This is a genomic window from Pseudomonas sp. Root329 (genome assembly GCF_001424925.1).
GTDB lineage: Bacteria > Pseudomonadota > Gammaproteobacteria > Pseudomonadales > Pseudomonadaceae > Aquipseudomonas > Aquipseudomonas arabinosi.
Window position 1 is genome coordinate 122833 of sequence record NZ_LMCV01000049.1, and the last position, 24339, is coordinate 147171.

The window sequence follows — 24339 nt, forward strand, 5'->3', positions numbered from 1 at the left end:
GTGTTCTTCTGCTTACAGGCCGGAAAGGCCAAGGGCGGGATCGATTCCATCGAGTGCATCGGCCAGAGCCTTGGCCTTGTCGGCGATCTGTTGGCGCTGCTCGGCACTGACGCTGTCGTAGCTCGCATAGCCGTCATTGACCTTGAAGCCATTGAGCTCGGCGTCGAGGGCAGTGACGGCGCTGTCGATCTTCGGCAGCAGTTCGGCGGCGGATTTGCTCAGTAACGGACGCAATAGGTCGACGACTTTGCGGGTGGCGTCGAGGTTGGCGGCAAAACCGTTCAGGTCGGTGTGGCTGTAGCGTTCTTCTTCACCGCTGTTGGCGCGGACGTCGGCCAAGCTGTTGAGATTGCGCACCAAAAGGCTCACCAGCTGTTCAGGCGGCAGCGACTGGGCCAGCAGTTGTTGTTTGAGTGTGGTGACATCGGCAATCAGACGCTGGGCGACGGGCATCAGGCCGTCGAGCGTGCGTTGCTGGAACAGTGCGTATTCGATCCGGTGGAAACCGGTGAAGCCCGGATCCTGCTCGCGTTTCTCGAAGTAATCGGCGCGGGCGTTGATCGTATTGTCCAGCTCGGCCAGACGCTGGGCGGCCGGGGCGATCCGTTGATACGCGGCGCGGGCTGGCACATACAAGGCTTGCGCCTGACCGAGGTCGCCGACTTCGATGGCTTGCTCAAGGGCGGTGACGGCTTTGATCAGCGCGCTGCTCTGAGTGCTCAGGTAAACGCGGAATTCCGACAATGGACCAACAAAGGCCACCATCGACGGTTTGGCTTTGGCCGCAGCGTCTGAAGCGGCCGTCGGGCTGACGTGCAAGGTGCCACGCGGATTGCTCAGCAGGCCGCACGTGATCGCATAGTCACCGGGCAACAGGTTGGCATTGATCACCTGGCTCAGGCCGGGTGCGATGTTTTCCCGCTCTTCGACTACCAGCACACCGTCGAGGATTTCCCATTCAACGGCCCGGTCCGAGCGATTGACGATGCGGAAACTGGCTCGACCGGCCGGGACGCTCAGTGCATTCGGCTCGCAGCTGTGCGGGTGAATGGTCACCAGCACTTCATCATGGTTGGCCTGACGCTTGGCGGCGGCCACTTTCGAGGCGTAGTAGAACAGGCCACCGGCGGCGATCATCACGATCACCGAACCGGTCACCGCCCAACGCAAGGCGCGAGGAGGGGAGGCCTGAGGAGAGGCTTGATTTGGCATGGGTGCCCTTACTGACTGGAAACGGAAGAGGATTGCTTGGCGGGTGCAGGCACAGGTGCAGGGAGAAAAAACATCATCAACGCCACCACCAGATAAATCAGATACGCCCCGAGGGTGCTGACCGTAGGCGCGTCCTGGTAGCCGAACATCCCGGCCAGCACCGAGCCCAGCGGGCCATCCATCGGCAGCGTTGCGCTGAAGTCGAAGAGCACAGTTTGCAGGTGATTCCAGACCCCGGCTTCATGCAGCGCTTGCACCGAGTTGGCGAGGATCCCGGCGGCGACCACCAGAATGAACAACCCGGTCCAGCGGAAGAACGCGCCGAGGTTCAGGCGCATGCTGCCTGTGTAAATCAGGAAGCCGACGATGATCGCCAGGATCAGGCCGAGCAGGGCGCCAATCGGTGCCGCCGGGCCTTCGCTTTGCTGGAACACGGCGAGCAGGAAGAACACCGTTTCCAGGCCTTCCCGTGCCACGGCGAAAAACACCATGGCGATCAGCGCCGTGACCTGGTGTCTGGAACCGGTCAGCGCCTGATCGAGTGAAGCGTGCAGTGAGTGTTTGATTGAGCGCGCGACTTTGCGCATCCAGAACACCATGGAACTGAGAATGCCCACGGCGACCAGGCCGACCACGCCTTCAAACAATTCCTGTTGTTTTTGCGGGAACTCGGCGCTGACCAGTTCCAGGCCTCCGCCCACCAGCAGGGCCAGGGCCGCGGCGAGGAAAACGCCAATCCACACCGCCGGCATCCACTCGCCGCGCCCGGTCTGCTTGAGGTAGCTGGCGATGATGCCAACGATCAGCGCGGCTTCAATGCCTTCGCGCAACATGATCAGAAAAGGAACGAGCATTCAGCACCGTGGTGTCATTCGATAGGGTGCTAATTTGTAACATAATGACACTCATTCCCAAATGGCAGTGATTGGCATTTAGCTGAACCTAACCTGAACAGATCAGAAGATCGCAGCCTTCGGCAGCTCCTACCTTGGAATGCGTCCACCTGTAGGAGCTGCCGAAGGCTGCGATCTTTTGATCTTAACGGGCTAATATGCCCACCACTCAAAGAACAAGGCTTGCCTCGGTCAATGTCGGAAAAAGACACCATCTCCATTCAACTGGTGCGTGAAGCGCTGCTGCAAAGTTGCGCCCCCGGAGCGACCACCGATGAGGTGTTGAACAAGGTCGGCATCGATCCGGCGCTGCTGGAAACCACCACTGCCCGCGTACCGGCCACCGCTTACGCAAGGCTGTGGCGCTTGTTGGCCCGGCGTCGGGACGATGAATTCTTTGGCATGGACCCGCGCAAACTCAAATCAGGCAGCCTGGAGTTTCTCTGTCGCTGCTCCATGGTCCAGCCGAGCCTGGCTGCCGGCCTGACCTCGGGTTTGAGCTTTCTGTCGTTGATGCTCGAACACCTGCCCGCGGAACTGGTTCGTCAGCAAAGCCTGGCGGAAATCGTCCTGCTCGAAGACGACCAGGACCCACGCCGCGCCTTTACCTATTTCACCTATTGGATGATCGTGCACGGCGTCGCCTGCTGGCTGGCGGGACGGCGGATTCCGATCCTGGCCATCGAGTTACGCTGCCCGGCGCCGGACTTCTGCGATGACTATCAGGTGATGTTCTCCGAGAACCTGCGTTTCGACCGGCCGCGCACGCGGATGATTTTCTCGGCCGAGTGCCTGGACTTGCCGATCAAGCGCAGCCCGGAAGAACTCAAGCGTTTCCTGGCCCATGCGCCGGCCAATATTCTGGTCAAGTACCGTGATCCAGAGAGCCTGGCCAGCCGGATCAAGCACGATTTGCGGCAACTGCCCGCGGAACACTGGCCGGAAACCGAACCCTTGGCGCAACAGCTGTGCATGTCGGCTTCCACCCTGCGTCGACGCCTGGCCGAAGAGGGCCAGACTTACCAAGGGCTCAAGGACAGCGTGCGCAAGGAACTGGCGATTGTCTGGCTGGCCGAGCCTGCCATCAGCTTTGCCGAGATCGCCACGCGGCTGGGGTTTGCCGATACCAGCTCGTTCTACAAGGCGTTTCGCAAGTGGTCCGGGTCAAATCCGGGGCATTACCGCAGTTTGATCCTCAACGAGGCGAGCTGATCCGGATTTTGAGTTGATTGGTTTGGCGCCTTCGCGAGCAAGCCCGCTCCCACAGTAGTTCTGTGGTGTGAACACTATCTATGTAACACCAACAATCCCCTGTGGGAGCGGGCTTGCTCGCGAAGAGGCCATTCCTGACGACGCACCTCTTGAGTCTTGGCCAAACCAGTCACGCAACTTGATAGCTTTGACCATTGTCCCGCGCCCCGCGCAGAGCGAGTATTTCCCAGTTACTCAAGGTTCCCCCAGCCTAATAAAAATACAAAGGGATTCTGGCAATGCGCGATTATTTGTCTGCTACATCACAGTTCAATTATCAGCACACCGTCGACGCCGCACTCGCGGGCGATTTGACTGCCCTTAACGCCTGTGTCGAGTGTTGCGACCGGCATGCCTTGCCGGGGCGCATCGCGCTGTTCTGGGAAGGCCGCGATGGCGCCAGCGCGACCTACACCTTCAGCGACTTGCAGGACAAAGCGGCGCGTTTCGCCAATTTCCTGCTGGCCCAAGGCGTGAAAAAAGGCGACAAGGTTGCCGGTCTCCTGCCACGTAACATCGAACTTTTGATCACCGTATTCGCCACTTGGCGCATCGGTGCGGTCTACCAGCCGCTGTTCACGGCATTCGGCCCGAAAGCCATCGAACACCGCCTCAGCTCCTCTGGCGCCAAAGTGGTGGTCACCGACGCGGGCAACCGTTCCAAACTCACTGAAGTCGCCGACTGCCCGACCATCGTCACCGTCGCCGGTCCCAAAGGCCAAGGTATCGTTCGCGGCGATTACAGCTTCTGGGCCGAACTGGCCAATTATTCTCCTGAGTGCGAACCGGTCCTGCTGACCGGCGAAGACCCGTTCCTGCTGATGTTCACCTCGGGCACCACCGGTCCGTCGAAAGCGCTGTCCGTACCACTCAAGGCCATCGTCGCCTTCCAGAGCTACACCCGTGACGCCGTGGACTTACGCCCTGAAGACGCCTTCTGGAACGTCGCCGATCCGGGTTGGGCCTATGGCATCTATTTCGGTGTCACAGGTCCCATGGCCATGGGGCATCCGATCACCTTTTACGATGGCCCGTTCACCCTCGAAAGCACCTGCCGGGTGATCAACAAATACGGGATCACCAACCTCACCGGTTCGCCGACGGCCTATCGTCTGTTGATCGCGGGTGGCGACGAGTTCGCCCGCTCGATCAAGGGCAAACTGCGCATCGTCAGCAGCGCCGGCGAGCCGCTGAACCCGGAAGTGATTCGCTGGTTCGCCGACAACCTCGGCGTGGTCATTCATGACCATTACGGTCAGACCGAACTGGGCATGGTCCTGTGCAATCACCATGGCCTCGAGCATCCGATCCACATGGGCGCCGCCGGTTTCGCTTCGCCAGGCCATCGCATCGTGGTGCTGGATGACGAGTACAAAGAACTCGGCGTCGGTCAGCCGGGCATTCTGGCCATCGATCGCACCCAGTCGCCGATGTGCTGGTTCGCCGGTTACGAAGGCGCACCGACCAAGGCCTTCATCGGCAACTATTACTTGAGCGGCGACACCGTCGAGTGGAACCCGGACGGCAGCATCAGCTTTGTCGGTCGCAGCGACGACGTGATCACCACCTCAGGTTATCGCGTCGGTCCGTTCGACGTGGAAAGTGCGTTGATCGAACACCCTGCAGTGATCGAAGCCGCCGTCGTCGGCAAGCCGGATCCGGAGCGCACTGAGCTGGTGAAAGCCTTCGTCGTGATTTGCTCGCAATACCGCGCAACACCGGAACTGGCCGAAGAATTGCGCCAACACGTGCGCAAACGACTGGCGGCGCACTCGTACCCCCGTGAAATCGAATTTGTCAGCGAGTTGCCGAAAACCCCAAGCGGCAAATTGCAGCGCTTTATCTTGCGCAACCAGGAAATCGCCAAGGCTCAAGAGGCCGCCGCGAAGAACGTTTCAGCTTGAATCCAAGGAAACAATGATGCAGATCGAAAACAAGGTTTTTCTCGTCACCGGCGGTGCGTCCGGCCTCGGTGCGGCCACGGCTGAAATGCTGGTCGCGGCGGGCGCCAAAGTCATGTTGGTGGACATGAACGCCGAAGCCGTTGCGGCCCAGGCTGAACGTCTCGGCGCGCAAAGCGTGGTGGCGGACATCAGCAACGAAGCCGCAGCGGAAGCCGCTGTGCAGGCGACGGTCAAAGCCTTCGGCGGCCTGAATGGTCTGGTCAACTGCGCCGGTATCGTGCGCGGTGAGAAGATCCTCGGCAAGAACGGCCCGCACGTGTTGGCCAATTTCAGCCAGGTGATCAACGTCAACCTGATCGGCAGCTTCAACATGCTGCGCCTGGCCGCTGCGGCGATTGCCGAAACCGAAGCGGATGCTGACGGCGAGCGTGGCGTGATCATCAACACCGCCTCGGCTGCCGCGTACGACGGCCAGATCGGTCAGGCCGCATATGCCGCCTCCAAAGGCGCGATCGTCAGCCTGACCTTGCCCGCCGCCCGTGAACTGGCGCGCTTCGGCATCCGCGTGATGACCATCGCCCCGGGCATTTTCGAAACCCCAATGATGGCCGGCATGACCCCGGAAGTCCGCGCGTCCCTGGCGGCTGGCGTGCCGTTTCCGCCGCGTCTTGGCAAACCAGGCGAGTATGCCGGGCTGGTCAGGCATATCATTGAAAACAGCATGCTCAATGGCGAGGTGATCCGTCTCGACGGCGCTTTGCGCATGGCCGCCAAGTAAGGAGGATTTGTCATGACTATTTCCAACGATCCCATTGTTATCGTCAGCGCCGTCCGCACCCCGATGGGTGGTTTCCAGGGCGAACTGAAAAGCCTGACCGCACCGCAACTCGGTGCTGCGGCGATTCGCGCTGCTGTCGAGCGTGCCGGTGTGGCGCCAGACTCGGTTGAAGAAGTGCTGTTCGGTTGCGTCCTGTCCGCCGGCCTCGGCCAGGCGCCGGCGCGCCAAGCCGCATTGGGCGCCGGGCTGGATAAATCGACCCGCTGCACCACCCTGAACAAAATGTGCGGCTCGGGCATGGAAGCGGCCATTCTGGCCCACGACATGCTGGTGGCCGGCAGCGCCGATGTGGTTGTCGCTGGCGGCATGGAAAGCATGTCCAATGCGCCGTACCTGCTGGACCGCGCCCGCAGCGGTTACCGCATGGGCCACGGTCGTGTGCTTGATCACATGTTCCTCGACGGACTGGAAGACGCTTACGACAAAGGCCGCCTGATGGGCACCTACGCCGAGGATTGCGCTGAAACCAACGGTTTCACCCGTGAAGCCCAGGACGCGTTTGCCATTGCCTCGACCACCCGCGCACAGCAGGCGATCAAGGACGGCAGCTTCAAAGACGAGATCGTGCCGCTCACCGTGACCGTCGGCAAAGAGCAGGTGCTGATCAGCAACGACGAACAGCCACCGAAAGCCAAACTGGACAAGATCGCTTCCTTGAAACCGGCGTTCCGCGACGGCGGAACGGTGACGGCGGCGAACTCCAGCTCGATCTCCGATGGCGCTGCGGCATTGGTGTTGATGCGCCGTTCCGAAGCTGAAAAGCGTGGCCTGAAACCGCTGGCAGTGATTCACGGCCACGCGGCGTTTGCCGACACTCCGGGCCTGTTCCCGGTGGCACCGGTGGGCGCGATCGAGAAGCTGATGAAGAAAACCGGCTGGTCTCTGGACGAAGTCGATCTGGTCGAAGTCAACGAAGCCTTCGCCGTGGTCAGTCTGGTCACCATGAGCAAACTGGAAATCCCCCACGAGAAGATCAACGTTCACGGCGGCGCTTGCGCCCTCGGTCACCCGATCGGTGCGTCCGGCGCGCGGATCCTCGTGACCTTGCTCTCGGCCCTGCGCCAGAAAGGCCTGAAACGCGGCGTTGCAGCGATCTGCATCGGCGGCGGCGAAGCCACGGCCGTGGCCGTTGAATGCCTGTACTAAGGCAAACGGCAATCCCTGTGGGAGCGGGCTTGCTCGCGAATGCAGTGTGTCATTCAACATCAATGCTGACTGACACGGCCCCTTCGCGAGCAAGCCCGCTCCCACAGGTTCTGTACCTTATTTAAGGATTTGGCATGATTCCCAATGACGAACAACTTCAGATCAGCGAAGCGGCCCGGCAGTTTGCCCAGGAACGGCTGAAACCGTTCGCCGCCGAGTGGGACCGCGAGCATCGCTTCCCCAAGGAAGCCATCGGCGAGATGGCGGAACTGGGCTTCTTCGGTATGTTGGTGCCGGAAGAGTGGGGCGGTTGCGACACCGGTTACCTGGCCTACGCCATGGCCCTGGAAGAAATCGCGGCCGGCGACGGCGCCTGCTCGACCATCATGAGCGTGCACAACTCGGTGGGTTGCGTACCGATCCTCAAGTACGGTAACGACGACCAGAAAGAACGCTTCCTCAAACCGTTGGCCAGCGGCTCGATGCTGGGGGCTTTTGCCTTGACCGAACCGCAGGCCGGCTCCGACGCCAGCGGCTTGAAAACCCGCGCCCGTCTGGAAGGCGATCATTACGTGTTGAACGGCTGCAAGCAGTTCATCACGTCCGGGCAGAACGCCGGGGTGGTGATCGTGTTCGCCGTGACTGATCCGAGTGCCGGCAAACGTGGCATCACGGCGCTGATCGTGCCCACCGATTCGCCGGGCTACAAAGTCGCGCGGGTCGAAGACAAGCTCGGTCAGCACGCGTCCGACACCTGCCAGATCCTGTTCGAAGACGTGAAGGTGCCGGTAGCCAACCGCTTGGGCGAGGAGGGCGAAGGCTACCGAATCGCCCTGGCCAACCTCGAGGGCGGCCGTGTCGGCATCGCCTCGCAATCGGTGGGCATGGCCCGCGCTGCCTTCGAAGCAGCCCGCGACTATGCCCGCGAGCGTGAAAGCTTCGGCAAACCGATCATCGAACATCAAGCGGTCGCGTTCCGCCTGGCGGACATGGCCACCCAAATCGCTGTGGCCCGGCAGATGGTGCATTACGCGGCGGCGTTAAGAGACAGTGGCAAACCCGCTTTGGTAGAAGCGTCCATGGCCAAGCTGTTTGCCTCGGAAATGGCCGAGAAAGTCTGTTCCTCGGCGTTGCAAACCCTCGGCGGTTACGGTTACTTGAACGATTTCCCGCTGGAGCGTATCTACCGCGACGTGCGGGTTTGCCAGATCTACGAAGGCACTAGCGATATTCAGCGCATGGTTATTTCGCGCAATCTTTGAGAAGGAAGCTACTTGTGAACTACGAAACGATTTTGTTGGAAGCCCATGGTCGCGTTGGCCTGATCACCCTCAACCGTCCGCAAGCGCTGAATGCGTTGAACGCACAGATCGTCAGCGAGCTGAACCACGCCCTCGATGGCCTGGAAGCCGATTCGAACATCGGCTGCATCGTGCTGACCGGCTCGAAAAAAGCCTTCGCGGCCGGCGCCGACATCAAGGAAATGGCCGAGCTGACCTACCCGCAGATCTACCTTGACGACCTGTTCAGCGACAGCGATCGCGTGGCTAACCGCCGCAAGCCGATCATTGCCGCCGTCAATGGTTTCGCCTTGGGCGGTGGTTGTGAACTGGCGCTGATGTGCGACTTCATCCTGGCCGGCGACAACGCCAAGTTCGGTCAGCCGGAAATCAACCTCGGCGTACTGCCGGGCATGGGCGGCACCCAGCGCCTGACCCGCGCGGTGGGCAAGGCCAAGGCCATGGAAATGTGCCTCAGCGGTCGCTTGATCGATGCGGTGGAAGCGGAGCGTTGCGGGATTGTGGCGCGGATTGTTCCGGCTGATGAGTTGCTGGAAGAAGCGTTGAAAGTCGCGGCGCTGATTGCCAAGAAGTCGCTGCCGATTGCAATGATGATCAAGGAAAGCGTCAACCGCGCGTTTGAAGTGAGCCTGTCGGAAGGTGTGCGCTTTGAGCGTCGGGTGTTCCATGCGGCGTTTGCGACGCAGGATCAGAAGGAAGGGATGGCAGCGTTTATTGCCAAGCGTGAGGCCGAGTTCCAGGGCAAGTGATGTAGCGTTCTCACGGACGCTTTCGCGAGCAAGCCCGCTCCCACATTTGATCCAGGGTGTTCACAAATGCTGTGTACACCGCAGGACTAATGCGGGAGCGGGCTTGCTCGCGAAGCTTTTAAGGCTTCAAACCAGGTAATGCTTCAGCTCTCGGGCAATCACCATCCGCTGTATCTCGCTCGACCCTTCATAAATCTGCGTAATCCGCGCATCCCGGTAGTAACGCTCCACCGGGTAATCCTCCAGATACCCATACCCGCCATGTATCTGCATCGCCGACGAACACACCTTCTCGGCCATCTCGGATGCAAACAACTTCGCCTGTGAAGCCTCCGACAGACACGGCTTGCCGGCACTGCGCAACCGCGCGGCATGCAAGATCAGCAGTCGTGCCGCGTTCAACCGGGTGTGCATGTCGGCCAGCATGTTGGCGATGCTCTGGTGCTCGATGATCGGCTTGTTGAACTGCACCCGATCCCGCGAGTAGGCCAGCGCCGCTTCAAATGCCGCGCGGGCAATGCCCAGCGCCTGCGCCGCGATGCCGATGCGGCCGCCTTCGAGGTTGGAGAGGGCAATCGCCAGTCCTTTGCCGCGCTCACCCAACAGGTTGGCTTCGGGGATGGTGCAGTTGCTCAGGGTCACTGCGCAGGTATCGGACGCGCGAATACCCATTTTGTGTTCGGTGCGATCAACGATGAAACCCGCGGTATCGGTCGGCACCAGGAACGCCGAGATGCCGCGCTTGCCCAGGTCCGGATCGGTCACCGCGAACACGATGGCCAGTTTCGCCCGTTTGCCATTGCTGACGAATTGCTTGGCGCCGTTGATCACCCACTGGCCGTCGCGCAGTTCAGCGCGGGTGCGCAGGTTGTGGGCTTCGGACCCGGCCTGGGGTTCGGTCAGGCAGAAGCAGCCGATGGCCTGACCGCTGGCAAGATCCGGCAGCCAGGTCTGTTTCTGTTCGTCAGTGCCGTAGTTGAGGACCGGACCGCAGCCCACGGAGTTGTGAATGCTCATCAGCGCGCCAGTGGCGCCGTCGCCGGCCGAAATCTCTTCCACGGCCAAGGCGTAGGCGACGTAGTCGACATAGGTGCCGCCCCATTCCTCCGGCACCACCATACCCAGCAGTCCCAGTTCGCCCATCTTCGCCACCAGACCGTCATCGATCCAGCCGGCCTTTTCCCAGGCCTGTGCGTGGGGCGCGATTTCGCCGCGGGCAAAGTCCCGGGCCATGTCGCGGATCATGACTTGCTCTTCGCTCAATTCGATATCGTGCATGGCTCAGCTCCCGCTTTGGTCAAAACCCGTGAAGAAACTCGCGACGTGCTCGGCATCCAGCGCCTGCAAAGTCGGCGGGTTCCAGCGCGGTTTCTTGTCTTTGTCGATCAGCAAGGCGCGCACGCCTTCGATCAGGTCGCCGCGCTCGAACCACTGACGGTCCAGGTGCAGCTCAAGGGCGAAGCAGTCTTCCAGACTCAGGTGCCGACCACGCCGGAGCATTTCCAGGGTCACACCCATGGCCAGCGGTGAACGGCTTTCCAGCAGGTCGGCGGCGGTCGTGGCCCACTCGTGGCTGTCGGCGACCGTTACTTCACGCAGTTGCTCAACAATACTCGGCACATCGGGCAGGGCGAAGAAGTGATCGATGGCCGGGCGCAACGCCGCCAAAGGTGGTGCCGGCAGTTGTTGCACGGCGAGTTTCGCCAACAGACCTTGAAGGTCCTTCAACGGTGTTTCGTGCCATTCGAGTTGATCAAGTTGCTCGTCGAGGGTGCCCAGTTTGTCGCTTTCCAGGTACCAATCGGCCAGGCCGCAATAGAGCGCATCGGCCGCACGGATCTGCACGCCACTAACGCCGAGGTAGATCCCCAGTTCACCGGGAACGCGCGGCAGGAAATGACTGCCACCGACATCCGGGAAATAACCGATCGCCACTTCCGGCATCGCCAGACGGCTTTTCTCGGTCACCACCCGTAAGTCAGCGCCTTGTACCAGGCCCATGCCACCGCCCAGGACAAAACCGTCCATCAAGGCGAGCACCGGTTTGCGGTAATGGTGAATCGCGAGGTCGAGGGCGTATTCCTCGACGAAGAAATCTTCGTGCAGCGTGTCGCCGTTTTTGAAGCTGTCATACAGCGAACGGATGTCGCCGCCGGCACAGAACGCCTTCTCGCCAGCACCGCGCAATACCACCGCGTGCACGTGTGGATCCAGTGCCCAGGCGTCGAGCTGACGCTGCAGGTTGCGCACCATCTCAAGGGTAATGGCGTTAAGGCCGGCGGGGCGATTGAGGGTCAGGTGACCGATGTGGTTGCGAACCTCGGCCAGCACTTCGTTTTGCGTGGCATCCATGGACGAAGTCCACTTCGATGAAACCTGAGCAGTCATCACTAACTCCCTGCTTTTATTGTTCTTTATAGAGAAGCTCGCGTGCGAGCGATGCTGGATCGTACCAGTGCAAATTTGTGATGTACAACCGGGATATGTGCAGGTTCAATCTGCATTTTTGCAGAAAAAATAATGTAGGCAAGGCCGTGCTTTACTCTCAAGAAGGGAGCGCCAACAGGCGCTCTTCCTCTTTAGAACCTACATTCTGAGCATTATTAAAAACTAGATAGTGATTTCGACGCGCAGCGAAGTGACAGTCTTTGTGGTGTGAGATTTTATTCTGTTGAAGTAATCAACTATCTGCGGATTAGAAATAATTCCAATGTAAAGCGCTGTACCCCAATCTTGAGCACTAATTCTATCGGGGGATTTTTCAATTATTCTTTGATTCATAGCGTCTTCTATGGAGAATGCACTTCTTCGTCTGAGATTTCTCCATATGATAAATTCGGTCTCGCAGTACTCGATGAATCGTCTTTTGGTTTGGAGCTTTATTAAGTGGATTGCCACTCTTCGTTTATCTGGTTCTGATATATCTTCAATATGAAATCTAGGTGTAAATGTTGGCGCTGAATTGTCATCTGCAAGATTAATTTCAACGCTAAAAAAAACCTTAGAGAGAAGATTTGTGTAGATTGGATGTAGAAAAAGCACCGAGCGTTGGGCGTTACAAAAATAAAATTTACCTTTAATTGGAGCGCACCCACCGCACTGAGGAATCAAATTGTTCGGATAAATGGAATACTCTGGCCAATCATCTTTTGGGATAAAGTGATCCAAGGTGTCAGGCTTGTTTGGGCAGCCGCAGTAAGGGCAGCAATCAAGATTATGTTTGTTTCTTCGATCTCTGATTAGTTTTTTTAGTTTTGTGGGGGGGGATTCGTAAAAGTCGACCAATACCTGTTTGCTAGGTGTTAATAGGCTAGCAGATAGTGGTGTTTCATGTGCTGAAATATTGACCGTATAGGCGGCATAGCAATCATTCAATCGGTCGTAAAGATCTATGAGATCTGCGACACTCTCTTTTGTAGATTGATGAGCGATCACTTGCCAGTCATCTGTTAAATGCATGTGGGCCAGAGACTCCATTTATTTCTCCTCAAAAACAATGGTGTCAGTCATAGGGTTGAGCTTGGATGTTATATAGGCGAGTGCCTCATCTCCGATCTTTAAGCTAATAGATTTTATTAGTGCGCTATGATCTGTGGACCCCTCTATTTTTTTATCGATTACTAATTGAAAAGGTTTCGATTCCGAATAATCATCAAATACTTCGCCGATTATCGAGTCTAAAGATCCGCCGAACGTTTCAAAGCTTGGCTTGACACTTATTGTTCCGGATGCTGAGCGTTTAAGTATATTGATACCATCCCTATCAATCTCACGAGCTAGAACAGCAGAGTGCGTCGCTATAACAGCGTAAGATGATGTCTTTTTGAGTAGGTTTTTCAACATTGAAATCAACCCAACCTCAAGATTTGGGTGCAGATAAAGCTCAGGTTCATCCAATATAACTAGGCTTTCTTCTTCGATTTCTGCTGCCAATGCTGGAATTAAATACGAATAAATGACTTGCCCAGAGCTAAGTGGTACTTCGACACCGTTGTGAAAGAAACAAATTCCTGATTTTGTATCCACGTTTTTAGAGAAAAGCTCCGGAGAGATTAGGAAGCCTTCATTTATTATAATATTTTTGTTTTCTTTAGACTTAAAGCCCAGAGCGTCAAAATTGATCGAGATTTTTAGGGTGTTTTTAAGTATTTCGAAACGCGACTGCTCAAGCCACAAGCTTTTTAGCTTGTCGTCTTCTATTATTTTTATTAACGATTTTGCGCTGTACTCTTTTGGCCATTCCAGCTGAAACTTTCCGGAATCGTTTTTGTAGCCAATGTAAGAATATTTATTGGTTTTTAGTAGGCGCCTTCTTTTACTTTTAGTCAGCTCTCTGCTAACTAATTTCTGGGGCGCGTATTTGTTGACTAGTAACTCAATCACATCATTGTTGGTGTAGAACGTTTCAAAAGGAGAATAGGCTGCGACGACTAGCTTGTGAAAATAGGGCCAGCTTGTCGTGCTGGGCTCTATCCCTGTAATTATCTCGGTAAGATGTTTAAGTATGTGGGTTTTGCCTGTACCATTTTTACCGATAAGCAGGTTGATATTCGTAACGCCTAACTCGCGCTGATTGTCAAAGTTGAACTCGATAGGTTCAAAGGTTTCGGGAAGACTGTCAATTTCAATTTTAAAGCTCGATTCAGGCGCGTATCTACCAGTTGCGATTTGAAAGCCCTTCTTAATTCTCGCTTCAGCTGCTGTTCCTTGCCTAAGTAACGAGTTGTCGAAGCCAGGCCATTTCTTGTAAACTTCGTAATTCTCATAATAATAGCCAGCATCACATATACCGCTTAAAAGCTCTGTGGCTTCTTCCGCACTAAAAAGCTTATTTATTATTTTATAAAACGATATATCCGAGGCTAGTGAGACTGTATTGGAGGGGTCTAAAACATCGGTTATGTTTGACGATTTTCCGTCATCTAGCTTAATCCCCTTTTCTAGAAAAAACTTTGAAGTGTTAACTTGATTGTCTACGAGTATCTTTATTTCGCCTATTTTCGAAGTTTCTTTATTTTTAATTAGAATGGCGTTAAATGTAACTATATAGTCGTAGTCATTCCACGGAGATGAGAAATTAGTCCCGACGTGGTCTTGTATAAGATGGATGCCTTCAGGAAGGTCGCTGTAACTTTTTGAAAAGTAAAATTCCATTTCTATGAAGATCCTTATTGGGGGGTATTTGTTTTAATTAATTTAATGGCGCCTGATTAAGACTGACTTTAAGGCAATTCAATCGAAAGTGCCACCAGGTATGATGGCCTTTCTTTCTCCGGTATCGGAAATATCAAATGCGCTTTGACAACACTTCACCAATGCTGCGCCGCTTCGCATGCAACTCACTGGCATGGATCAACTGTTCAAGGTCTTCGGGGGTAACGTCGAAGAACGCTTCCATGTCCGCCAGGGCCAGTTTCAGGTCCTGGGCGGTGATCGCCTGGCTGTCGGTGGGCGGGTGATCGGCCGGCACCCTGGACACCGGTTCGCTGGCGCGTTTTGGGTAACGAATGCGCGTCAGGTTGTTGTAGGCCAGGGCGCTGAGCAGCATGGTTGATCCGCTGAGCATCACCGGGCCGAGGGCTTTCCAGTCCAGGGCGATGGTCGCCGGGTCTGCCAGCACCAACAGCAGCGCCAAGGCCCCGGCCGGTGGGTGCAGGCAACGCAGCCAGCACATCAGAATCAGTGCCATGCCCGCCGCCAGGCAGGCGCTGCCGAGGGTTCGTCCGAGTACGTGAGCGACCAGCAGTGAAACCACCCCGGCGCTGAGGTAGCCGCCAAGAATCGACCAGGGCTGGGCAAGGGCGCCGGAGGACACTGCGAACAGCAACACGGCCGATGCACCCAGCGGACCGATCAGGTGCTGCGCCACTTGCATGCCGAATACCTGGCTGCAGAGCCAGACGCTGAACATCGTGCCCAAGGACATGCCTATCGCGGCGCGGCTCCATTCGGAGGGGCGGGTGTTGATGGCGGCGGGAAACCAGCGAGCGAACATGAGGCAGACGATCCGTTGAAAAAAACCGAGGCAAAAAAAAGGCTTAGCTGGGATACCCAGAAAGCCCTTGAAGTTGTTCCAACTATTGGGGGAGGAACGGGCACAGTGTGCCGTTCATTCCTGATGCTGACAAATTCATATTAATGCAGTTTTAGTGCATTAATTTTGCTGTAAGGCCACCCGACGACCACTCATGAAACACAGGAAACCGCCCATGGCGGTCAGTGCGCTCAGGGCATAAAACATCGTTGGCGCCGGGGTGTGCATCAGCAGGTAACCGCAAATCACCGGGCTCAGGGCACCGCCGAGGGCCGCGAGGTTTTGCGCACCGTAATAACTGCCGCGCAGTTCTTCCGGGGCCAGGGTGTCGACGAAGAGGAATTCGGCGGGGTAAATGATCATTTCACCGAGGGTGAAGATGAACATGGCCACGCACCAGCTCACAAGGCTGTCGGCCAGGCTGAAACCGATCAACCCGACGATGAACAGGCTGGTACCGCCCGCGATCCAGTAACGCAATTGCTCGCGTTTGAGGAATCGGCCGATCTGGTATTGCAGCAGGATCACGCTGATCGCATTGCAGGCGAGCAGGGCGGCCATGGTTTCCAATGCCTGCTTGGAATCGTGGGTCACCAGCAGGTATTGCGACAAGTACAGGGTGAAACGCCCGTGGACCACGGTGCTGAGCAGGCAGCCGCAGGTGAACATGATCAGCGTGCGGTCGTTTTTCAGGGTGACCAGCGTCTTGAGAAAACTCTGGGGCTGGCCGATTACGGGTGCCTGGGCCGAGTCCTTCGGTATCCCGATCATCAGGAAAATACTGAAGAACGCGATGCCGCCGGCGATCAGGAACGGTGCAATCGGGTACACGCCGGCAATCACCACGCCCAGCATCGGGCCGGTGGCGTAGCCGATGTTGGTCAAGGTGTAGCGCAGGGAAAACGCCTTGGCGCGTTGGCCCATGGGCAGGTTTTCGCTGAGGATCGCCTTCGAGCCGATCAGGAACAGCGCCGAGGCGGTTTCGGTGATCACCAGGGTGGCGGTGGTCAGGTAGAGGTTGTCGGCGAAGGTCAGCAGCACGAAGCCGATGGCGCTGGAGAGCATCGCGAGGATCAGCAGCCGGCGCTTCTCGAGGCGGTCGATGATGTAACCGCCGTAGAGCGCGAGCAGGGTGGCGATGAACACCGCGATGCCCAGCAGCAAGCCGACGTCCTGTTGGTTGAGGCCGAGTTTGTTGCTCAGGAACAACGTCAGCAGCGGGCTGGTGATGGCGCGGCTGACAACGATGGTCAGCGAAACGATCATCAACCGGCGGATAACGAGTGAGTAAGTGGCCACGGTGGTGCAAATATCCTTATTTAGATTTTGTGGTGTTCGCCGATGTACCGAGTCGCGGCCATTCGCGAGCAGGCTCGCTCCCACAGGGGAATGCATTTCAAATGTGGGAGCGAGCCTGCTCGCGAAGAGGTCCGCATAGATAACGCAAGATTCAAGTCAGCCACCGATCCAGCGAACGAGCCGATTCAAGCGTTTCCAGCCGCCACAACTGCTCAAGCAGTTCTGCCGCTTGCTGTCGCGGCATCACCCGCACCGCCAGACTGAAAAACTTCTCCTCCAGCGCCGCATCACTCAACGGATTGCCCGGTGCACCCAACGGCACGTCAACGCACAGGCTCGCTTGCCGACCGTCCACGGTCCGCACGCTGACGACGGGCTCGCCATCCTCTGACAGTTGCGAGTCCACTTCAAGGTGGATGCGCGACATCCATTGAGCAATCCGTGGATCGCCCCGTTGTTCATCGTCATAAGCCTCCAACCGGCAATGACCCAGCACCAGCCGCGCCGCAAGGGTATACGGCAGGCTCATCTGCGCCGCCGCCAGCGTGCCGACATCGCGTCCGCCGCACATGTCCTGCAGAAACCCGCACAACGACACCTGAACATCCTCGACCTGATCTGCGCTGACCTGCAGTTGATCCAGCAACAGTCCCAATGCATCGATGGCCGAATGTGTTCCTCGGCACGCGGCATAAGGTTTGATCGAACAGCGAGCGAGTTTCCATACGACGCCCAGTTCCGCATCCAGCGCCTCAGGTTGTGCCGTCTCACCGGCCAGGGTCTTGAGAAACCCGCCCCAGACATCATCGAACAACTGCGTCGGCCCGGTGATGCCGCGTTGGGCAAATCGCGCCGCCAGCAATCCACCCTCGGCGGCACGACCGCTGTGAAGTTTTTTGCTTTGCGAGCCGTCGTGGATAAACGCCCACAACCCCCCACTGAAACTGCCGGCAATGCCCAGCGCCGAGACGGTTTGCGCAGTATCCAGTCCGAGAATTCGCGCACTGGCCGCCGCCGCGCCGAACACGCCGCAGGTGGCGGTGGAGTGCCAGCCGGCGCCGTTGTGGGCCGAATAACTGCCGCAGGCTTCGAGCACCCGGCGGCCGATTTCGTAGCCGATCACCACGGCAGTGATCAACTCCTGTCCATTCACTGGTTTTCCAGACATCGACACCGCCGCGATGACGGCCGGCAGCACCACCGCGCCGGAATGGTCGCAGCCACCGGTGTCGTCCAGTTCCAGGGCATGGGCGGCGACACCATTGAGCATGGCGGCCTGAGCCGCGCCGGTGCGCTGATCGGTGCCCCAGATCAGCGTGCTCCCGACTTCACCGTCGAACACCTGACGTGCCTGTTTCGCTACATCGCTGCCAGCCCCGGCCAACGTCGCGCCGAAGGTGTCGAGTATGTGCCGCTTGGCTTGGGCCACCAGTGCGGGCGGCAAGTCTTCGAATCGGGTGTCGACGCAGAACTGCGCCAGTCGCTGCATTCGTTCACTCATGAAAGGTAATCCCGATAATGCCGCTCATACACGGCCGCCGGATGGTCCTCGGTCACCGGCAGCGCCGATTCAGCCCACCATTGAGCGACGTCGGCGCCCGTGGCGATCCACACGTCATCGTGCTGTTGAATCCCCTCAAGCAACTCGCGCAGTACGCCAATCCGCCCGGGCGTCGCAATGATCTCCGGATGCAGTCGCAGCACGTAACACAAGCCAAACCGGTGAAACCCGGCGAAGTCCATTTGCAGGTTGCCCAGGGTGTGGCTGTAAGAAGCGATCCGCGATTGCGCCGGCGGCACCGCCGGGCTGAGGTTGAAGGCAAAGTAGGGTTCGTCTTCCAGTTCGTAGTGCAACGGCAACTCAATGACATCGGGCGCGGTCGGGTGAGCAAACGGCAAATCATCACCTCGCCAGGATGAGGACCAGCGAATGCCTTGATCCCTTAAAGACTCGATGAAGCCCGGCGCACCGTTGCCGGCCGGGATGCGAAACCCCGTCGGACGTTGGCCCGTCAGCGCGGTCAACGCCTCACAGCCTTTGGCGATCTCGGCGTTTTGTTCGGCAAGGCTCAGGGTGTCGTAGTTCTGATGGCGATAACCGGCGCAGGCAATCTCATGCCCGCCAGCCTGGATTGCCCGAATGTGCCCGGGGTTTTCCTCGGCGACGATACCGGGCACAAACCAGCTACTGGAAACCCCCAATTCTTCGAACAAACCGAGTAAACGGTCGACGCCGCGTTGGGTGCCATAGCGCCAGACCGACAGCGTCTTGTCGCGCCCGGCGACCTCCGGGGCCTGGGTCAGGATGCCGTGGATGTCGTTGTAATCGACGGTCAACACCACGGCGCAGCGGTAGCCTTTGGGCCAGACAGTGGACTCAGCCATGGTGTTGCTCCTTCAGCCACCACTGGGCGACATCGCGGCACGTGGCGAACCACACGTCATCGCGCTGGCGCATGTGTTCGAAGAGTTTTTCCAGCAACAGGATGCGTCCTGGTTTGCCGGTGATCTTGGGGTGGAACAGGGTGGTCAGGCACAACCCTTCGTTCATGGCGCCGTCGTACTCGCGGCACCAGTTATCGAGGGTCAGCGCGTAGCTGGCGGTGCGGTCCAGCCCGGAAGGAAAGTCCGGCGCGCGGGTGTAGGCGAGGGAGGCGTAGTCGTCCATTTCCCAGCGGCCAGGGATTTCCACCAGCGGTGTTTCGTGACCTGGCACTTTCACCAGGTACGGCCGGTCATCACCGCGCATGCTGCTGGAGTAGGTCACGCCGGCTTCCACCAGCATCGCCGGGGTTTCGGCCCGCCAGTCGCCGGACGGCGTGCGGAAACCTTCGGCGCGGATGTTCAAGTGCTTCCAGAACACCTCGCGGGATTTGTTCATCACGTCCTTTTGCTGTTCCAGCGTCAGGGCGTAAAAGGATTCGTGTTTGTAGCCGTGGTAGGCCACCTCATGCCCGCGCTCGACAATCGCCTGGCACTGTTTCGGCCAGTTCTCCACGACCCAGGCCGGGACGAAGAACGTCGTCGGGATTTGGTACTCGTCGAGCACATCGAGGATTCGCGGTAGGGCGCGGTAAGGGCCATAACCGCCGAAACCGAAGTACTCGGGTTTACGCCAGATCGAGCCGTTGAGCATGGCATCGCCGGTCGGGCCGTCGAGGTCGAAGGCCAGGGCGAGGCAGGCTTTGTGCGGGTCGGGCCAGGTGGGTTGAGCAGAGGCGGACATCAGTGGCACTCCGGCAATTTATGATTGAAACACCCGTAGCAGCTGCCGAGCCTGCGAGGCTGCGTTCGGCGGCGGAGCCGTCGTAAACCCAACACGCGAGGTTCTCTTGGCACACCGCGTTGTCTGACTTCACGACTGCTTCGCAGTCGGACGCAGCCTCGCGCTGCTCGACAGCTGCTACGGGCCAACGAGTTATTTGCCGGCGTTAATGGTCACAGTCTTGATCGCACCCAACTCCAGATCCCACTTCTTCAGGATCGTCTGGTAGGTGCCGTCATCGATCATGCTCTGCAACGCGACCTTCACCGCGTCACTCAGCTCAGGCTTTTTCTTGCTCACGCCCATCCCGGAGAACTGCACGGAAATCGGCTGGCCCACGGTCTTGTACATGTCCTTTTCCTGAGTCTTCAGGTAGGACAAGGTCTCGCTGCCTTGCATGGCGGCGTCGATACGGCTCTGACGCAGTTGTGCACGGGCATCGGCCGAACCTTCGGTGCCAATCACCACGATGGCCGGTTTGCCGGCGGCTTCACAGTTGGCTTTGCTGTATTCAGCGATTTCCGCCGGGAAAGTAGTACGTCGGCTAGTACCGACTTTCTTGCCGCACAGATCAGTGATTTCGTTGAAATCCTTGTTCTTCTGCAAGGTGTAGAACTGCGGACCGCTGGTGAAGTAGTCGACGAAGGTCACACTGGCCTGCCGTTCGACGGTGTCGGTCATGCCCGACAGCACCATGTCCACGCGGTCCGTGGTCAGTGCATTGATCATTTGCTCGAAGCCGGTTTCCTGCCATTTGATCTTCACGCCCAGACGTTCGGCCAGGGCGTTGCCCAGGTCGTAGTCGAGCCCGGTGAGGGTGTTGGTGGCCGGGTCCTTGAAATCCATCGGCGGGTAGTTCGGCATGATCGCGACGACAATCTCGCCCTTGGCCTTGATGCTCGCCGGCAACTCGGCGGCAAAGGTAAAGCCGGAGGCCATAACGCCTGCGAGTACTGCTGGGATAACGAAGTTCTTCATGGTCGTTCTCTTATGAGTGTTGTTACGCCAACCGGCGCTTAGGTTCGAACGGCAGAAATGAAGCTTTGGGTGCGCGGGTTTTGCGGACTTATTAGTATTTCTTCGGGGCTTCCAGCCTCCACGATCTGCCCGCCGTCCATGAACACCATGCGGTTGGAAACTTCGCGAGCGAAGCCCAGTTCATGGGTGACGACGATCATGGTCATGCCGGTCTGCGCGAGGTCGCGCATCACCGACAGCACCTCACCGACCAGTTCCGGGTCGAGTGCCGAAGTGGGTTCATCGAACAGCATCAGCTTGGGCCGCATGGCCAGTGCACGGGCAATGGCGACGCGTTGTTGCTGACCACCCGAGAGTTCGATCGGGTAGCTGTTGCGCTTGTCGGCCAGGCCGACGCGAGCGAGCAATTCCACGGCTTCTTCGTGCGCCTCTTTGGGCGAACGCTTGAGCACCTGGCATGGCCCTTCGATGATGTTTTGCAGCACGGTCATGTGCGGGAACAGGTTGAAACGCTGGAACACCATGCCGGTGGACAGGCGTTGACGGGCGATCTGCGACTCGTTGAGTTCGTGCAGTTTGTTGCCGACGATCCGGTAACCCACCAGTTCGCCGTCGACCCACAGGCCACCCTTGTCGATTTTTTCCAGCTGATTGATGCAGCGCAGCAAGGTGCTTTTGCCGGAGCCGGACGGGCCGATGATGCACAGTACTTCGCCTTGCTCGACTTCGATGTTGATGTCCTTGAGGGCGTGGAAATGGTCGTAGTACTTGTTCAGGCTCACGGCCTTGACGATGCTTCTCATGTTGAACTCCTCAAGAACGCTTGCCGGCGCCGCGAGCGAAACGACGCTCCAGACGACTTTGACCGAAGGACAGGACGGTGACGGTGGCCAGGTACCAGATACCGGCGACGATCAGCAGTTCCATGACCCGGGCGTTGGCGTAGTAGATGTTCTGGGCGTTGTAGAGCAGTTCCGAGTACTGGATGACGCTCGCCAGCGAGGTCATCTTCACCATGCCGATGAACTCGTTACCGACCGGCGGAATGATGACCCGCATGGCTTGCGGCAGGATGATCCGGCGCAGCGCTTGCAGGCGCGGCATGCCGATCGACTTGGCGGCTTCGTACTGGCCGGTGTCCACCGACAGCAGGCCGGCACGCACCACTTCGGCGGTGTAGGCGCCCTGGTTGATGCTCAAACCGAGCAGGGCGGCCACGAACGGCGTCATCAGGCTCACGGTGTCCATTTCGAACAGGCCGGGGATGCCAATGGTGGGGAAGATCAGCGCCAGGTTGAACCACAACAGCAGTTGCAGAATCAGTGGCGTACCGCGAAACAGCCAGGTGTAGGTCACTGCCACGTAGCGCAGGATCGGGTTGGCCGACATGCGCATGATCGCCGTGATTACCCCGAAGACAATGCCCAGCGCCATCGCCAGCACCGCCATGACGATGGTGTTGAGCAAGCCCCACATGATCGCCTGGGAAGTGAGGAACTGGCCGATGTAGGACCATTCGATCTTGCCTTCGGCGAAGGCCCGCACCAACCCGAGAATCGCAATGACGATGACGGTGGCGAAGAAGATCCGCCCGTAGTAACGCCGTGGCACATGGTGGTACTGGGTGATATCGAACTGGTTTTCCGCCAGTTTGCGCTCCGACTGGAGTCGTTCTGCCTGAGTCTGGCTCATGTTGTTTCTCCGTACACTTGGTCATTCAAGCCAACCACAATTCCCTGTGGGAGCGGGCTTGCTCGCGAATGCGGTGTGTCATTCAACATAAATGGCGACTGACACGGCCCCTTCGCGAGCAAGCCCGCTCCCACAGGTTTTGTGTTCTGCGTCAGAGCCGGAAACCTTGATAGTTCTCGGTCCATTCGTGCTGCGCGGCCAGGGCGGTTTTCAAGCGGCCGATCTGCTCGCGCACCTGTTGCGGCGCGGTGCCGCCCCAGCCACTGCGGGCGGCGATGGCGGCTTCGAGGGTCAGGCTCTCGCGTACTTCAGCAGTCAGGCGTGGATCGATCTCGGCCAACAATGCCGGGGACGCTTCCCACAATTCGATGTCGTGTTTCTCACAGGCCTGGACCAGCGCACCGGTGATTTCGTGGGCTTCCTTGAACGGCACGCCGCGCATGGCCAACCAGTCGGCGACTTCGGTGGCGAGGGTGAAACCCAGTGGTGCCTGACGACGCAACTCCTCGACGTTGACCTTCATGGTCGCGACCATTCCGGCCATGGCGGGCAACACCAGCAACAGGGTGTCGACGCTGTCGAGCACGCCGTTTTTGTCTTCGCTCAAGTCGCGGTTGTACGACAGCGGCAGGGATTTGAGGGTGGAGAGCAGGCCGGTCAGGTTGCCGATCAGGCGACCTGCCTTGCCGCGGGCCAGTTCAGCAATGTCCGGGTTTTTCTTCTGCGGCATGATCGAACTGCCGGTGGCGTAGGCATCGTCCAGTGCGACCCAGCGAAACTGCCGCGACGACCACAGGCAGAACTCTTCAGCGAGGCGGGAAATGTTGATCCCGAGCATGCTGGCAATGAACAGGAACTCGGCAACGTGATCGCGGCTGGCCACGGCGTCGATGGAGTTTTCACACACGCCGCTGTAACCCATTTCCTTGGCCGACTGCTGCGGCAGGCGAGCGATGGCGGAACCGGCCATGGCCGCAGCACCCAGTGGCGACAACGAAGTGCGCACGTCCCAGTCCACCAGGCGTTGCACGTCACGCAACATCGATTGGGCGTGGGCCAGCAAGTGGTGAGCGAAAACGATGGGTTGGGCCTGCTGCAGGTGAGTGAACCCCGGGCAGATGCTTTCGATGTGTTGCTCGGCCTGATCCACCAGCGCTTGTTGCAGGGCCAGCACTTCAACGGTCAGGGTGCGGACGTGATCACGCAGGAACAGGCGCAAGTCGTTGGCGGTCTGGTCGTTGCGTGAACGGCCGGCGCGCAGCTTGCCTCCGAGGGCGCCGAGGCGTTCGGTCAGCAGGCGTTCGATGAAGGTGTGGACGTCTTCGTCGTCCAGGGTCGGTGCGATGCTGCCGGCGCGGAAGTCATCACCGATGCGCTCAAGAGCGTCGAGCATGGTTTGGGTTTCTTGTTCGCTCAGCAACCCGGCGCGCTGCAATTCACGGGCATGCGCCTTGGAACCGGCGAGGTCATACGGGGTGAGGCGAAAGTAGCGCTCGGGGCAACGGGACAAGGCCGCCAGGGCTTCGGACGGGCCGCTTTTGAAGCGAGCACCCCAGAGACGGTCGGTGGTTTGAGACATTGTTGTTTTCCTCGTCGGTAAAGCGAACTGAAATCGGCGTGCCGTCAGATCGAAGCGATACTTCATGTAGGAGCTGCCGAAGGCTGCGATCTTTTGATCTTGGTTGACCCATAAAAGATCAAGATCAAAAGATCGCAGCCTTCGGCAGCTCCTACGTCGAAGTGTCAGCTTTTAATAGTTCGAAATCAGTGAGTTGGC

The 24339-nt window shown here is 58.4% G+C and carries 21 protein-coding genes; 6 read left to right on the top strand and 15 right to left on the bottom strand.

From position 1 onward, the window contains the following. Positions 1-12: 12 nt before the first annotated feature. Positions 13-1212, bottom strand: a complete 1200-nt coding sequence (gene efeO, locus ASC74_RS28160; protein WP_056745945.1) for an iron uptake system protein EfeO — start codon at positions 1210-1212, stop codon at positions 13-15. Positions 1213-1220: 8 nt separating this feature from the next. After that, complete coding sequence (gene efeU, locus ASC74_RS28165) at positions 1221-2066, bottom strand: iron uptake transporter permease EfeU (RefSeq protein WP_056745946.1); 846 nt, start codon at positions 2064-2066, stop codon at positions 1221-1223. 234 nt (positions 2067-2300) lie between these two features. Between efeU and ASC74_RS28170 the strand changes: the two genes are divergently transcribed. The 6 genes from ASC74_RS28170 (at position 2301) to ASC74_RS28195 (ending at position 9294) form a co-directional block, all read left to right on the top strand. Then, positions 2301-3317: an AraC family transcriptional regulator gene (locus tag ASC74_RS28170; protein ID WP_056745949.1), complete on the top strand. Its 1017-nt coding sequence runs from the start codon at positions 2301-2303 to the stop codon at positions 3315-3317. A gap of 278 nt (positions 3318-3595) precedes the next feature. Then, entirely contained in the window at positions 3596-5260 is a 1665-nt protein-coding gene (locus ASC74_RS28175; RefSeq protein WP_056745951.1) for an AMP-binding protein, read from the top strand. 16 nt (positions 5261-5276) lie between these two features. Continuing rightward, positions 5277-6038: an SDR family NAD(P)-dependent oxidoreductase gene (locus ASC74_RS28180; RefSeq protein ID WP_033054749.1), complete on the top strand. Its 762-nt coding sequence runs from the start codon at positions 5277-5279 to the stop codon at positions 6036-6038. Positions 6039-6050: 12 nt separating this feature from the next. After that, positions 6051-7244, top strand: coding sequence for an acetyl-CoA C-acyltransferase (locus ASC74_RS28185; RefSeq protein WP_056745953.1), 1194 nt, complete (start codon positions 6051-6053; stop codon positions 7242-7244). A gap of 134 nt (positions 7245-7378) precedes the next feature. Beyond that, a complete protein-coding gene (locus ASC74_RS28190) occupies positions 7379-8506 on the top strand; it encodes an acyl-CoA dehydrogenase (protein ID WP_046046988.1) in 1128 nt (375 codons plus the stop codon). Positions 8507-8520: 14 nt separating this feature from the next. Then, entirely contained in the window at positions 8521-9294 is a 774-nt protein-coding gene (locus ASC74_RS28195; RefSeq protein WP_056745955.1) for an enoyl-CoA hydratase, read from the top strand. A gap of 126 nt (positions 9295-9420) precedes the next feature. Here ASC74_RS28195 and ASC74_RS28200 read toward each other — a convergent pair whose 3' ends face one another. From ASC74_RS28200 to argH, 13 genes are all read right to left on the bottom strand, one after another. Further along, on the bottom strand, positions 9421-10572 hold the full coding sequence (locus tag ASC74_RS28200) for an acyl-CoA dehydrogenase family protein (RefSeq protein WP_056745957.1): 1152 nt from the start codon (positions 10570-10572) through the stop codon (positions 9421-9423). A 3-nt stretch (positions 10573-10575) separates the two neighbouring features. Then, complete coding sequence (locus ASC74_RS28205) at positions 10576-11682, bottom strand: enoyl-CoA hydratase/isomerase family protein (protein ID WP_056745959.1); 1107 nt, start codon at positions 11680-11682, stop codon at positions 10576-10578. A gap of 222 nt (positions 11683-11904) precedes the next feature. Then, the gene (locus tag ASC74_RS31735) at positions 11905-12771 is read right to left on the bottom strand and encodes an HNH endonuclease (RefSeq protein ID WP_156400858.1); all 867 of its coding nucleotides are present in this window, start codon (positions 12769-12771) and stop codon (positions 11905-11907) included. Then, positions 12772-14448: an AAA family ATPase gene (locus tag ASC74_RS28210; protein WP_056745961.1), complete on the bottom strand. Its 1677-nt coding sequence runs from the start codon at positions 14446-14448 to the stop codon at positions 12772-12774. It abuts the gene before it with no gap. A 133-nt stretch (positions 14449-14581) separates the two neighbouring features. Then, entirely contained in the window at positions 14582-15289 is a 708-nt protein-coding gene (locus ASC74_RS28215; protein WP_056745963.1) for an HPP family protein, read from the bottom strand. Positions 15290-15448: 159 nt separating this feature from the next. Continuing rightward, complete coding sequence (locus ASC74_RS28220; RefSeq protein ID WP_056745964.1) at positions 15449-16627, bottom strand: MFS transporter; 1179 nt, start codon at positions 16625-16627, stop codon at positions 15449-15451. Positions 16628-16778: 151 nt separating this feature from the next. Then, positions 16779-18128, bottom strand: a complete 1350-nt coding sequence (locus ASC74_RS28225; RefSeq protein ID WP_056745966.1) for an MmgE/PrpD family protein — start codon at positions 18126-18128, stop codon at positions 16779-16781. Beyond that, positions 18125-19012, bottom strand: a complete 888-nt coding sequence (locus ASC74_RS28230; protein WP_056745968.1) for a polysaccharide deacetylase family protein — start codon at positions 19010-19012, stop codon at positions 18125-18127. Before ASC74_RS28230 ends, ASC74_RS28225 begins: the two co-directional genes overlap by 4 nt. Beyond that, entirely contained in the window at positions 19005-19853 is an 849-nt protein-coding gene (locus tag ASC74_RS28235) for a polysaccharide deacetylase family protein (protein ID WP_056745971.1), read from the bottom strand. The genes ASC74_RS28230 and ASC74_RS28235 overlap by 8 nt, the downstream gene beginning before the upstream one ends. Before the next feature lie 192 nt (positions 19854-20045). Continuing rightward, entirely contained in the window at positions 20046-20870 is an 825-nt protein-coding gene (locus ASC74_RS28240) for an ABC transporter substrate-binding protein (protein WP_056745973.1), read from the bottom strand. 38 nt (positions 20871-20908) lie between these two features. After that, positions 20909-21673, bottom strand: coding sequence for an amino acid ABC transporter ATP-binding protein (locus ASC74_RS28245; protein WP_033054778.1), 765 nt, complete (start codon positions 21671-21673; stop codon positions 20909-20911). 10 nt (positions 21674-21683) lie between these two features. Next, the gene (locus ASC74_RS28250; RefSeq protein WP_056745976.1) at positions 21684-22562 is read right to left on the bottom strand and encodes an amino acid ABC transporter permease; all 879 of its coding nucleotides are present in this window, start codon (positions 22560-22562) and stop codon (positions 21684-21686) included. 151 nt (positions 22563-22713) lie between these two features. After that, positions 22714-24141: an argininosuccinate lyase gene (gene argH, locus ASC74_RS28255; protein ID WP_056745978.1), complete on the bottom strand. Its 1428-nt coding sequence runs from the start codon at positions 24139-24141 to the stop codon at positions 22714-22716. Between the last annotated feature and the right edge of the window lie 198 nt (positions 24142-24339).